This window comes from Streptomyces sp. NPDC054932 (assembly GCF_053610205.1).
Genome location: NZ_JBSGXU010000042.1, coordinates 17,080 through 29,292, shown reverse-complemented (window position 1 = coordinate 29,292; position 12,213 = coordinate 17,080). Strand labels below are relative to the sequence as shown.

At 71.2% G+C, this 12,213-nt stretch carries 11 protein-coding genes; 3 read left to right on the top strand and 8 right to left on the bottom strand.

Features of this window, described 5'->3' with window-relative positions; all coding sequences use genetic code 11:
* Positions 1-95: 95 nt before the first annotated feature.
* The 7 genes from ACWGE1_RS14680 to ACWGE1_RS14650 all read right to left on the bottom strand — a co-directional run bounded on the left by ACWGE1_RS14680 (position 96) and on the right by ACWGE1_RS14650 (position 7,519).
* A complete protein-coding gene (locus ACWGE1_RS14680; RefSeq protein ID WP_453420861.1) occupies positions 96-2,315 on the bottom strand; it encodes an NADP-dependent isocitrate dehydrogenase in 2,220 nt (739 codons plus the stop codon).
* 213 nt (positions 2,316-2,528) lie between these two features.
* Complete coding sequence (locus tag ACWGE1_RS14675) at positions 2,529-2,882, bottom strand: DUF805 domain-containing protein (RefSeq protein ID WP_453420860.1); 354 nt, start codon at positions 2,880-2,882, stop codon at positions 2,529-2,531.
* Positions 2,883-3,294: 412 nt separating this feature from the next.
* On the bottom strand, positions 3,295-4,110 hold the full coding sequence (locus tag ACWGE1_RS14670; RefSeq protein ID WP_453420885.1) for a chitosanase: 816 nt from the start codon (positions 4,108-4,110) through the stop codon (positions 3,295-3,297).
* 129 nt (positions 4,111-4,239) lie between these two features.
* On the bottom strand, positions 4,240-4,908 hold the full coding sequence (locus tag ACWGE1_RS14665; protein ID WP_453420859.1) for a GNAT family N-acetyltransferase: 669 nt from the start codon (positions 4,906-4,908) through the stop codon (positions 4,240-4,242).
* Between the two features lie 69 nt (positions 4,909-4,977).
* Positions 4,978-6,060, bottom strand: coding sequence for a magnesium/cobalt transporter CorA (gene corA, locus ACWGE1_RS14660; protein WP_453420858.1), 1,083 nt, complete (start codon positions 6,058-6,060; stop codon positions 4,978-4,980).
* Between the two features lie 128 nt (positions 6,061-6,188).
* Positions 6,189-6,581: a TOBE domain-containing protein gene (locus tag ACWGE1_RS14655; protein WP_453420857.1), complete on the bottom strand. Its 393-nt coding sequence runs from the start codon at positions 6,579-6,581 to the stop codon at positions 6,189-6,191.
* A 29-nt stretch (positions 6,582-6,610) separates the two neighbouring features.
* On the bottom strand, positions 6,611-7,519 hold the full coding sequence (locus tag ACWGE1_RS14650) for a LysR family transcriptional regulator ArgP (RefSeq protein WP_453420856.1): 909 nt from the start codon (positions 7,517-7,519) through the stop codon (positions 6,611-6,613).
* 69 nt (positions 7,520-7,588) lie between these two features.
* Here ACWGE1_RS14650 and ACWGE1_RS14645 point away from each other — a divergent pair, with 69 nt between their 5' ends.
* The 3 genes from ACWGE1_RS14645 (at position 7,589) to ACWGE1_RS14635 (ending at position 10,584) form a co-directional block, all read left to right on the top strand.
* On the top strand, positions 7,589-8,212 hold the full coding sequence (locus ACWGE1_RS14645) for a LysE/ArgO family amino acid transporter (protein WP_453420855.1): 624 nt from the start codon (positions 7,589-7,591) through the stop codon (positions 8,210-8,212).
* Between the two features lie 80 nt (positions 8,213-8,292).
* On the top strand, positions 8,293-9,336 hold the full coding sequence (locus ACWGE1_RS14640; RefSeq protein ID WP_453420854.1) for an NUDIX hydrolase: 1,044 nt from the start codon (positions 8,293-8,295) through the stop codon (positions 9,334-9,336).
* Between the two features lie 57 nt (positions 9,337-9,393).
* A complete protein-coding gene (locus ACWGE1_RS14635) occupies positions 9,394-10,584 on the top strand; it encodes an MFS transporter (RefSeq protein WP_453420853.1) in 1,191 nt (396 codons plus the stop codon).
* Positions 10,585-10,733: 149 nt separating this feature from the next.
* Here ACWGE1_RS14635 and ACWGE1_RS14630 read toward each other — a convergent pair whose 3' ends face one another.
* Positions 10,734-12,179, bottom strand: coding sequence for a glyceraldehyde-3-phosphate dehydrogenase (locus ACWGE1_RS14630; protein WP_453420852.1), 1,446 nt, complete (start codon positions 12,177-12,179; stop codon positions 10,734-10,736).
* Positions 12,180-12,213 lie beyond the last annotated feature (34 nt).

The window sequence follows — 12,213 nt, the reverse complement described above, 5'->3', positions numbered from 1 at the left end:
CCGGAGCGGGACACGGCTCCGCCCCGGCCGGGCACGAGGCCGACCGGGGCGGAGCGGATCACGTCGTCACGGACGCGTGGGTACGACGGCCGGCGTCAGCCCAGGAGGGCGAGCGCCTGGTTGAGGGTCGCGGACGGGCGCATGATCGCCGCGGCCTTCTTGGCGTCGGGCTGGTAGTAGCCGCCGATCTCGGCCGGGGAACCCTGCACCGCGACGAGCTCGGCGACGATGGTCTCCTCCTGCTCCGAGAGCGCCTTGGCGACGGGCTCGAAGGCCTTGGCCAGCTCGGCGTCGTCGGTCTGCTTGGCCAGCTCCTGCGCCCAGTAGGTGGCGAGGTAGAAGTGGCTGCCGCGGTTGTCGATGCCGCCCAGCTTGCGGCTCGGCGACTTGTCCTCGTTGAGGAAGGTGCCGGTCGCGCGGTCCAGGGTGTCGGCCAGCACCTGGGCGCGGGCGTTGCCGGTGGTGGTCGCGAGGTGCTCGAAGCTGGCCGCCAGCGCGAAGAACTCGCCCAGGCTGTCCCAGCGCAGGTAGTTCTCCTTGACCAGCTGCTGGACGTGCTTCGGGGCGGAGCCGCCGGCGCCCGTCTCGAAGAGGCCGCCGCCGTTCATCAGCGGGACGACCGACAGCATCTTGGCGCTGGTGCCCAGCTCCAGGATGGGGAAGAGGTCGGTCAGGTAGTCACGCAGCACGTTGCCGGTCACCGAGATGGTGTCCTCGCCGCGGCGGATGCGCTCCAGGGAGAAGGCGGTGGCCTCGACCGGGGAGAGGATCTTGATGGTCAGGCCCTCGGTGTCGTGCTCGGCGAGGTAGGTCTTGACCTTGGCGATCAGCTGCGCGTCGTGGGCACGGGTCTCGTCCAGCCAGAAGACGGCCGGGACGCCGGTGGCGCGGGCGCGGGTGACGGCGAGCTTGACCCAGTCCTGGATCGGCAGGTCCTTGGTCTGGCAGGCGCGGAAGATGTCGCCGGCGGCGACCTCCTGCTCCAGGACCGTGTTGCCCGCGGCGTCGACCAGGCGAACGGTGCCCGCGGCGGCGATCTCGAAGGTCTTGTCGTGGCTGCCGTACTCCTCGGCCTTCTGGGCCATGAGACCGACGTTCGGGACCGAGCCCATGGTGGACGGGTCGAAGGCGCCGTGGGTGCGGCAGTCGTCGACGACGACCTGGTAGACGCCGGCGTAGCTGCTGTCCGGGAGGACGGCGAGGGTGTCGGCCTCGGCGCCGTCCGGGCCCCACATGTGGCCGGAGGTGCGGATCATGGCCGGCATCGAGGCGTCGACGATGACGTCGGACGGCACGTGCAGGTTGGTGATGCCCTTGTCGGAGTCGACCATCGCGAGGGCCGGGCCCTCGGCGATCTCGGCGTCGATGGAGGCCTTGATCGCGTCGCCGTCGGGCAGCGCGCCCAGACCGTTCAGGATGGCGCCCAGACCGTCGTTGGGCGACAGGCCTGCGGCGGCGAGGGTCTCGCCGTAGCGGGCGAAGGTCTTCGGGAAGAAGGCGCGGACCACGTGGCCGAAGACGATCGGGTCGGAGACCTTCATCATCGTGGCCTTGAGGTGCACGGAGAACAGCACGCCCTCGGCCTTGGCACGCTCGATCTGGTCGTTGAGGAAGGTGCGCAGCGCGTCGACGTGCAGGACGGACGCGTCCACGACCTCACCGGCGAGGACCGGTACGGACTCGCGCAGCACGGTGGTGGCGCCGTCGGCGGCGACGTGCTCGATGCGCAGGGTGCCGGCCTCGGCGATGACGGTGGACTTCTCGGTGGAGCGGAAGTCGTTCTCGCCCATGGTGGCGACGTTCGTCTTCGACTCGGTGGTCCAGGCGCCCATGCGGTGCGGGTGCGTCTTGGCGTAGTTCTTGACCGAGGCGGGGGCGCGGCGGTCGGAGTTGCCCTCGCGCAGGACCGGGTTGACGGCGCTGCCCTTGACCTTGTCGTAGCGGGCGCGGATGTCGCGCTCCTCGTCGGTCTTCGGGTCGTCCGGGTAGTCCGGGAGGGCGTAGCCCTGGCCCTGGAGCTCGGCGACCGCGGCCTTGAGCTGCGGGATCGAGGCCGAGATGTTCGGAAGCTTGATGATGTTGGCTTCCGGGGTCTTCGCCAGCTCGCCGAGCTCGGCGAGGGCGTCGGCGATCCGCTGGCTCTCCTGGAGGTACTCCGGGAAGACGGCGATGATCCGACCGGCCAGGGAGATGTCACGGGTCTCGACATTCACACCGGCCGTCGACGCGTACGCCTGGATCACAGGCAGGAAGGAATACGTCGCGAGGGCCGGGGCCTCGTCAGTGTGCGTGTAGATGATGGTCGAGTCAGTCACCGGATGCTCCGCTCCACAGTCTGCGTCTCTCGTCTGCAACATTGCTCGACATCAAGATATCTCGTGATCGGGCCGCTCTGGACAGCCCCCTGCCGCCAGTCCGGGAGACGCATGTCACGCGGGCTCCCGGAATGGCGAAAGCGCCGCCCACGGCTGTTCCCGGCCGGGGGCGGCGCTCAGGCATTCAGGCCATGATCAGGCCTGTACGTCGTATCAGGCGACGAGGGCCTTGGGGTCCGGGCCGTACTGGTTCGGCTGCGGCTGACCCGCGGTGGCCGTCAGGACGAGCAGCCAGATGCCGCCGATGAACGGAACGAAGGCGATGAAGTACCAGGCGCCGGACTTGCCGAGGTCGTGCAGACGACGGACGGTGAGCGCCAGGCTCGGAACCAGGGTGCCGAGGAAGTACAGGCCGACGAGCAGCGGGTAGGTACCCAGCGCGAAGTCGAGGATCGCGAGGACGAGGACGATGCCCACGTTGAAGAGGGTGAACATCCAGTACTCCTGGCGGCGCGCGCGGCCGGAGAAGACGGCGTACTTCTTCAGAACATCGGTGTAGTGGTTCATGAGGGTCCCCCCAGAGGACGATCGTCGGGCCCGTCCTGCTGGAGCAAGCCGGGGCAGAACTTATGCCCCCTTTACGGCGCGGTCAAGCGAGTTCACAAGACGCCAGAATGGGAACTTTCCTTCGCTTCTCCGGCCAAACACACTGGTATCTGGCGTCACTTGACACCCACGGAGCGCCTTTGACCACAAGGCGTGACGAAATGGGCCGCGTTCAGGTGGGACGGAAGGCCCCCTGTGGGGTGCAGGACTGCCTGCAGGTGACGAAAAGCCCTCTATGTCCGGGGTGTTCACGGACCTGTGGCGCAGGAGGCGGCCGGGTCGGCTCACAGATCGTTACCTCACTGCAGCCTGGGCCGCCGCGAACCGGGGCGGAAAGGAGCATTCCGCCCCCGCGCCGCGGCGGCCCGAACCGTCAGCCGATGTGGAAGGAGTCCCCGTAGACCTTCCAGTCGAGCGGCGTATTGAGGTTCAGGTTGCCCTTCTTCAGGAAGACCCGCTGCGCGGTGTCGACCCGGCTGGTGTCGCTGTGCGCCTCCTCCTGCTTCATCGCCCAGACCCGGGCGTCGAGGAAGGCGTTGAGGTAGGCGGTCTCGTTGCCGCCCTGGGACGGGGGCCTGACCTTGGACAGGGCGCGCTTGCGGATGTTGCGGAAGCTGGTGGAGTCGGTGCCGTCACCGTGCATGACGATGGCGTCGTAGTAGATGAACTGACCCAGCACGCCGATCCCGTCGGCCTTGCCCTGGTTCACGGACGGGTTGAAGTAGACCCGGTCGCGCTCGTGATCCTGGGCCTTCCTGAACTCGGCGTCCTGGGCGGCCTTCGCCCAGTCCTTGGTGAAGTTCGGATCGAGGCCGGCGTGCGAGTCGCTGCCGTCGACCCTGCGCAGGGCGGGGAGGTACTTGGCGAGGACGTTGCCCGGCTTGACCTGGGTGTAGTGCTCGACGAGGTCGAGCATGTCGCCGGTGCCGGAACAGAATCCGATGATGCCGGCCGTGTAGCCGCGGCCGTCGTCTATGTCCTCGATGTACTTGTACTGAGCCTTCCAGTCCAGCGAGGAGTTCTCCGCACTGGAGACGATCTTCATGGCGATCTCCTTCTTCGCCGGATCGTCGAGTCCTGCGGCCGCCGCCACCGAGGTCTCCGCCGTGGGGGCGGGGGCCGCGGTGGCGTGGGCGGCGACGGGGACGGCGAGCAGCGCGCTGCCGAGCAGTGCGCCGATCGCCAGCATCTTGCGGTGGGGGGTGAACACAAGGCCTCCATGGGGTGGTTGAGGCGTCCCGGCTTCGTTAGGAAACTTTACTACCAGAGCTGATGACAGCTCAAGACCCGTGCGTCCCTTGGGAATACCGCGATCCGGTCAGCGTCGCCGGGTAAGACGGTCCGTCAGCACCCGCTTGGCGTCCGGCCATTCGGGCCGTGTGATGCTGTAGACGGCGGTGTCGCGGATCCATCCGTCGCGCATCACCATGTGGTGGCGCAGGGTTCCTTCGTGCGTCGCACCGAGCCCCGCTATCGCCGCCCGCGACCTGCTGTTGCGCACGTCGGTGAGCAGCTCGACGCGGTTCATCCCCATCGCCTCGAAGGCATGGGTGAGCATGAGGAGTTTGGCCTCGGTGTTCAGGCCCGTCCCCTGCCAGGACGCGCCGAGGAAGGTGAAGCCGATCTCCAGCCGCCGGAAGGGGGTGCTGATCGCCATGAGCCGGGTCGAGCCGGCGATCCGGCCCGTCGCGGCGTCCACGGTCGCGTACGCGATCTGCGTGCCCTGCGCCCGCGCCGCCAGGGCGTCGTCGATGAAGCCGCGCACCTCGTCCGGGTGCGGGACGATCGTCACGGGGAGCTCCCACAGCTTCCCGTCCCGGATCGCCTCGCACAGACCTTCGTGGTGCCGGTGGGCGAGCGGCTCCAGCCGGACCCGCTCACCGGCGAGCCCGTCCCGCGCCCCGCCGCCGTCCCGCTCCGCCGATACCGGCTCCGCCGATGCCCGTTCCATGTGCGCCCCGCCCTTCCCCAGTTGATCTCCGGCCATGGGCGGACCCTATCCGGGGCCCCGGGACCGCCTCACCGGTGTTTCCGCAGGAGGAGGGAAGGGGGACGGTCAGAGCCAGCCGTTGCGCCGGAAGCCCCGGTGGATGACGAAGCAGGCGAGCACCATGACACCGAGGACCAGCGGGTAGCCGTAGGTCCAGTGCAGCTCGGGCATGTGGTCGAAGTTCATGCCGTACACACCGCAGACCATGGTCGGGACGGCGACGATCGCCGCCCAGGCCGTGATCTTGCGCATGTCCTCGTTCTGGGCCACGGTCACCTGCGCGAGGTGGGCCTGGAGGATGGAGTCGAGGAGGTTGTCATAGGCGCCGATCTGCTCCGTGGCCCGGGTCAGATGGTCGGCCACGTTCCGGAAGTAGGCGCGGGTCTCCGGCGGGATGACCGGTATCGGCTGCGTGGCCAGCTGCTGGAGCGGGCGGCTCAGCGGCCCCACCGCCCGCCGGAGCTCCAGGAGTTCGCGCTTGAGCTGGTAGATCCGTCCGGCGTCGCCGCGGCCGCCGGCCTCGCTGAACACCGCGGTCTCCACGGCGTCGATGTCGTTCTGCACCGCGTCCGTCACGGCCACGTAGTCGTCGACCACGTGGTCGGCCATGGCGTGCAGAACCGCCGCGGGTCCGTGCGCCAGCTGGTCGGGGGCGGCCTCCAGCTCCTCGCGGACCGGGCCCAGCGTGCCGCGGCCGCCGTGCCGGATGGTGATGATGAAGTCCTGGCCGGTGAAGGCCATCAGCTCGCCGGTCTCCACCACCTCGCTGGTCGCGGTCAGCTCCTCGTGCTCCACGTAGCGGACCGTCTTGAAGACCGAGAACAGCGTGTCGTCGTAGCGCTCCACCTTGGGGCGCTGGTGCGCGTTCACGGCGTCCTCGACGGCGAGCGGGTGCAGGCCGAACAGCTCCGCCAGCCCGGCCAGCTCCGACCTCGGCGGCTCGTGCAGGCCGATCCAGACGAAGCCGTCGCCCGTCTTGCGGACCCGGCGCAGCGCCTCCTCCACCTCGGCGCAGTCGTCCTGGCGTACGCCGTCCCGGTAGATCACGCAGTTGACCACCGCGCTGCCGAGCGGCGAGCGGGCCGGGTGGCTGAGGTCGACGGCCCGCCGGTAGCTGCGGCGCACGACCCGGCGCAGGTTGCTGAACATGGACAACGGCGTACTCCCCTTCGGCGGAACAGCGGCCAGTCTGCCATCGCCGCCGGACCGCCTCCGCCCGGGCTCACCGCCACCGGCCTGCGCGGTCTCCGGTCGGGGAGCCTTCCGCGGAGCCCGGATCAGACCCGGTCGATGAACACGCTCGTCGACTTCACCCGCGCCGTGGCCCGCGCGCCCACCTCCAGCCCGAGCTCCTCCACCGCCTCCCGGGTCAGCAGCGACACGACTCGGTGCGGCCCGGCCTGGATCTCCACCTGTGCGTCAACCGTGCCCAGCTTCACCCCGGTGACGATGCCCGGGAAGGCGTTGCGGGCCGAGGTGTACACGGCTTCCTCGCCCTCGGCGCTCTCCTGCGCGGCCTCGACGCAGAACGCGGCCAGGTCGGGCCCGTCCACCATCCGCCGCGTGCCCTCCCGGTGGGTGGGAAACCGTTCTGCGTCGGCCCAGCGGCGGGCCGTGTCGACGCTGACGCCGAGCAGCCGCGCCGCCTGGCCGATCGTGTAGGACTCCATGGTCCGCAGCTTAGGCGGTGTCCCGCCGGTCAGGCCGAAGGGCTGCGCAGCGCCTCCCGGGCCGCCGCCGCGATCACGTGCGCGACCGTCGCCAGAGCCGGCGAGTCCAGCCGCCACTGCTGCCAGTACAGGGGCACGTCCATCGGCCGCAGCGGCTCCAGCAGCACCAGCTTCCCCGAGCGCACCAGCGGAGCCGACTGCTGTTCCGGCACCAGTCCCCAGCCCAGCCCCGCGACCACCGCGTCACGGAACCCCTCCGACGTCGGTATGTGGTGCCGCACCGGCCCCGCACCGGACGCGGCGCCCCCGGTCAGCGCCCGGACGAAGGCGTCCTGGAGGTCGTCCTTCCGGTCGAACACGATCGTCGGCGCCTCCCGCAGGTCCCGCTCCGGGTCCCCCGTCAGGTACCGGGCCGCGAACGCGGGGCTCGCCGTCGGCAGGTACCGGGCCAGGCCCAGCAGACGGACGCTGCACCCGGCCACCGGATCGGGCGAGGAGGTCACCGCCGCCATCACCTGCCCCTCCCGCAGCAGCGCCGTCGTGTGCGACTCGTCCTCGCGGTGGAGCTCGATGCAGACCGGCGGATCCTGCGGCACCCGTGTCAGCGCGGGCAGGAACCAGGTGGCGAGGGAGTCCGCGTTCACCGCGATGGGCAGCCGCACCGGACCCATCCCCTCGGCCATCCCCAGCTCGGCGCGCGCGTCGCGCTCCAGCCGGGCCAGCTGCCGGGCGAAGCGGACCACCACCTCCCCGGATTCGGTCGCGCGCACCGGCTTCGTCCGCATCAGCAGCACCCGACCGGTCCGCTGCTCCAGCGCCTTGACCCGCTGGCTGACCGCGGAGGGGGTCACGTGCAGGGCCGCCGCCGCCGCGTCGAAGGTGCCCTCGTCCACCACGGCGAGCAGCGTGCGCACCTGGTCCAGGGGAAGCTCGTCCATCACGAGCGCTAATGGTACGTAAAAATCTTTAGCTGTACTGAACATGCATCGCTGCCTACGGTCGGAGCCATGAACTACGGCATCGTCACCGCGGCCCTCGCCGGCTTCGGCACCGGACTCTCCCTCATCGTCGCCATCGGCGCGCAGAACGCCTTCGTCCTCCGCCAGGGCGCGCGCCGCCACGCGGTACTCGCCGTGGTCGCCATCTGTGCCGTGTCCGACGCGCTCCTCATCGCCCTCGGCGTGGCGGGCGTCGGCGCCTTCGTCACCGCCTGGCCGGCCGCCCTGACGGTGGTCGGCCTGGCCGGGGGCGGGTTCCTCGTCTGCTACGGGGTCCTCGCCGCGCGGCGGGTGCTGCGGCCCGCCCCGGGCGCCGCCCTCAGCACCGAGGGAGCCACGACCGGGTCCGCCCGCCGGGCCGTGCTGACCTGCCTGGCCATGACCTGGCTCAACCCGCACGTCTACCTGGACACCGTGCTGCTCGTCGGCTCCCTGGCCGCCGACCGCGGCGACCTGCGCTGGGCCTTCGGCGTCGGCGCCGGGCTGGCCAGCCTCATCTGGTTCGCCGGGCTGGGCTACGGGGCCCGGCTGCTCAGCGGCCTCCTCGCCCGCCCCGCGGCCTGGCGGATCATGGACGGGTTCGTCGCTGCGACCATGGTCACCATGGGCGGCCTGCTGCTGGCCCGCGCCTGAGCCCGCATGTCGGCGCCGGGCCACCCGCCGCGGCCCGGCATAGTGCTCGTGGCCGACGACCCGATCCCCAGGAGCCCGCCGTGCCCGACCATCCCTCTCCCGGCGCGGTGCGCACGGACCGCGCCGACCGGCTTGCGCCGCTCGTGGCCGCCACCGCGATCGTTCTGGACCCGCGCGGGCGGGTCCTCGTACTGACCGCCCCGGACCGGGCGGACCCGAGGCTTCCGGGCGGCCTGGTCGAGGACACCGAGACCCCGGAGGAAGGTCTGGCCCGCGGGCTGCGGCAGGAGCTGGACCTGGCGCTCCCGGCGGGCCGGCTGCTGGCGGTGGACTCCCGGCCGCCCGGCCGGCCCGGCCTGCCCGGCCGCGCCCTGATCGTGCACGTCCACCTCGTCGGGCCGCTGTCGCCGCAGCAGGCCGGGGCGATCTCCTTCGCCGACGGCGGGGCCGGCGGGGCCCGCTGGCTCACGCCGGACGAGGCCGCCGCGGCCTTGCCCGCCCGGATCGCGCCCCGGCTGCGCGCCGCTCTGGCCGCCCTGCACACCGGGTCCTTCGCCCACCTCGTCGGCGGTGTGCCCCAGCCGGGCTCCCCGGCCGGTCTGGACCCGGCCCGGCGCGCCGCCCTGGAACACTCGGGCGCCCTCGACCCGGCCAGCCACCGGGCCAACCGTCCCAAGGCCGTGACCGCGGCGAGCGTCCTGTTCACCGACTCCGAGGGCCGGATCCTGCTGGTCCAGCCCGCGTACGGCCGGACCGACCGCTGGAACCTGCCCGGCGGCGGCATCGACAGCGACCTAGGCGAGATCCCGCGCGCCGCCGCCCGCCGGGAGGTCCACGAGGAACTCGGCCTCGACCTCGCCCCGGGCCGCCTGCTCGCCGTGAACTGGTCCCACAAGGCGGGGCGGCCGGCCCGCATCCGCTTCCTCTACGACGGCGGCGTCCTCGACGCTCCCGCCCTCGCCCGGATCCGGCTGGACCCGACCGAGCTGCTCCAGTGGCGCACCGTCGCCCCCGCGGACCTCCCCGGCCTGGTCAAACCGGCCCTGCGGCGCCAGATCACCGCCTGCCTCACCGCCCGCGCCACGGGTACCGGCCCGCTGGAACTCCACGCGGGCCGCCCCTGACCGGCGGGCCCGGCCGCCGCCGTGCCGGGCCGCTGCGGCGGGGCTAACGTCGGCGGCATGGACGGTGATCGCCGAGGGTGGCGCCAGTGCTTGCTCAGCGGGGCGGTGTTCGCCGTGTGCATGGCCGGCACCACGCTGCCGACCCCCCTCTACGGGCTCTACCAGGACAAGTTCGGTTTCTCCGAGCTGATGGTGACCGTCGTGTACGCCGTGTACGCCTTCGGGGTGATCGGCGTACTGCTGCTGGCGGGCAACGCCTCGGACACCGTCGGCAGGCGGCCCGTGCTGCTGGCGGGTCTGGCCTTCTCGGCGGCCAGTGCCGTCTGTTTCCTGTGTGCCACCGGGCTGGGCTGGCTGTACGCGGGCCGGCTGATGTCGGGACTGTCCGCGGGGCTGTTCACCGGGGCGGCCACGGCCTACGTGATGGAGCTGGCGCCCGCCGGCGGCGCCGCCCGGGCCACCTTCGTGGCGACGGCCGCCAACATGGGCGGGCTGGGCTGCGGTCCGCTGCTCGCCGGAGTGCTCGCGCAGTACGCCCCCTGGCCGCTCTACCTGCCGTTCGCCGTGCACCTCGCGCTGGTGGCCGTGTCGGCCGTCGTGCTGGTGCGGCTCCCCGAGACCGTGCGGGAGCGGCAGCCGCTGACCGCCGTACGACCGCAGCGGCCCGGCCTGCCCCCGCAGGTGCGGTCCGTGTTCGCGCCCGCGGCGATCGCCTCCTTCGTCGGCTTCGCACTGTTCGGGGTGTTCACCTCGGTCAGCCCCGCCTTCCTCGCCGAGTCCCTGGACGTGCACAACCACGCGGTGACCGGGCTGATCGTCGCGCTGGCCTTCTTCGCCTCGACCGCCGGGCAGCTGGCGGTCGGCAGGGTCGGGGTCAGCCGGTCGCTGCCGCTGGGGTGCGCGGGACTGCTCGCCGGGCTGGCGCTGCTCGCCGGCGCGCTGTGGTGGGACCGGCTGGCGCTGGTGGTGGCGAGCGCGCTGGTGGGCGGGGCCGGGCAGGGGCTGGCGTTCCGCGGGGCGCTGTCCGCGGTGGCCGCGGCCTCGCCGCCGGACCGGCGCGCGGCTGTGATCTCGATGCTGTTCGTCGTGGCGTACACGGGCATCTCGGTGCCGGTGATCGGTGTGGGGCTGCTGGTGGGCCCGATCGGCCTGGAGGGTGCCGGGCTGGTGTTCATCGCCTGCATGGCCGTGCTGGTCGGGGCCGCGGCCGGCTACCTCCTGCGCCGTCCGGCCCGCGCCCGTGCCTGAGCGCGTGCCCGCGGCGGGGCGGCCCGGACGCACGACGGGCGGGGGACGGCGGGCGGGGCGACCGGATGCCTGTCGGCACCGGTTGCCCGCCCACCGCCGTCCCCCGCCCGTCATGGCAAGCCGGTCGAACGGTGTGGCTGTCCGAAGGATCAGACGGCCGGCACCGGGTAGGTCGGGTACTCCACCCCGGACACGTGCTGGACCACACGGATGACCTGGCAGGAGTAGCCGAACTCGTTGTCGTACCAGAGGTAGAGGATCGCGTTGTCGCCGTCCACCTTGGTGGCGCCCGCGTCGACGATCGAGGCGTGACGCGAACCGACGAAGTCCATGGAGACGGCGTCGGGGGCGGTGGTGAAGTCGATCTGACGCTTGAGCGGCGAGTGCAGCGAGACGTCGCGGAGGTAGTCGAGGACCTCTTCGCGGGTGGTCTCACGGCCCAGGCGCAGGCTCAGGATGGCGATCGAGACGTCCGGGACGGGGACGCGGATCGAGCTGCCGGTGATCGGCGCCTTCAGTTCGGGCAGCGCCTTGGCCACGGCGGAGGCGGCACCGGTCTCGGTGATGACCATGTTCAGCGGCGCGGAGCGGCCACGACGGTCGGCCTTGTGGTAGTTGTCCAGCAGGTTCTGGTCGTTCGTGAACGAGTGGACGGTCTCCACGTGACCGCGCAGGACGCCGTACTCGTCGTCCATCGCCTTCAGCGGCGGGACGATGGCGTTCGTGGTGCAGGAGGCGCAGGACAGGATCTGCTCGTCCGGCTTGATGGTGTCGTGGTTGACGCCGTGGACGATGTTCGGGACGTCGCCCTTGCCCGGAGCGGTCAGCACGACCTTGTCGATGCCGGGGCGCAGGTGCTTGGACAGACCCTCGCGGTCGCGCCACTTGCCCGTGTTGTCGATGAGGATGGCGTCCTTGATGCCGTGCTCGGTGTAGTCCACCTCGGACGGGTCGTTCGCGTAGATCACCTTGATGGCGTTGCCGTTGGCGATGATCGTGCTGTTCGCCTCGTCGACGGTGATCGTGCCCTGGAACTGGCCGTGAATCGAGTCGCGGCGCAGCAGCGAGGCGCGCTTGACGATGTCCTGGTCGCCGCCCTGACGGACGACGATGGCGCGCAGCCGCAGACCGTTGCCGGAGCCGGCCTTCTCGATCAGCAGACGGGCGACGAGGCGGCCGATGCGGCCGAAGCCGTACAGGACGACGTCGCGGCCCTCGACGCGCTCGATCTTGTTCGCGCCGGTGGCACCGGACACGGCCTCGGCGGTGAACTCGGCCACGGAGAGCCCGCGGTCGTCGTTCTTGTACTCCGCGGCGAGCATGCCGATGTCGATCTGGGACGGGCCGAGATCGAGCGTGGTCAGAACCTGCAGGAACGGCAGCGTCTCGGTGACCGAGAGCTCCTCGCCGTCGATCTGCCGGGCGAATCGGTGGGTCTTGAGGATGCTGACCACCGACTTGTTCACCAAGGAGCGGCTGTGGAGCAGGATCGTGACGTCCCGCTCCCGGTGCAGCTTCCCGATGATCGGGATCATCGACTCCGCGATCTCCTCGCGGTTCTTCCAGCTGGTGAACGAGTCCTCATTGACAGTCACAGGATTATCTTTCGAGCTAGGCGGTGCTCATATG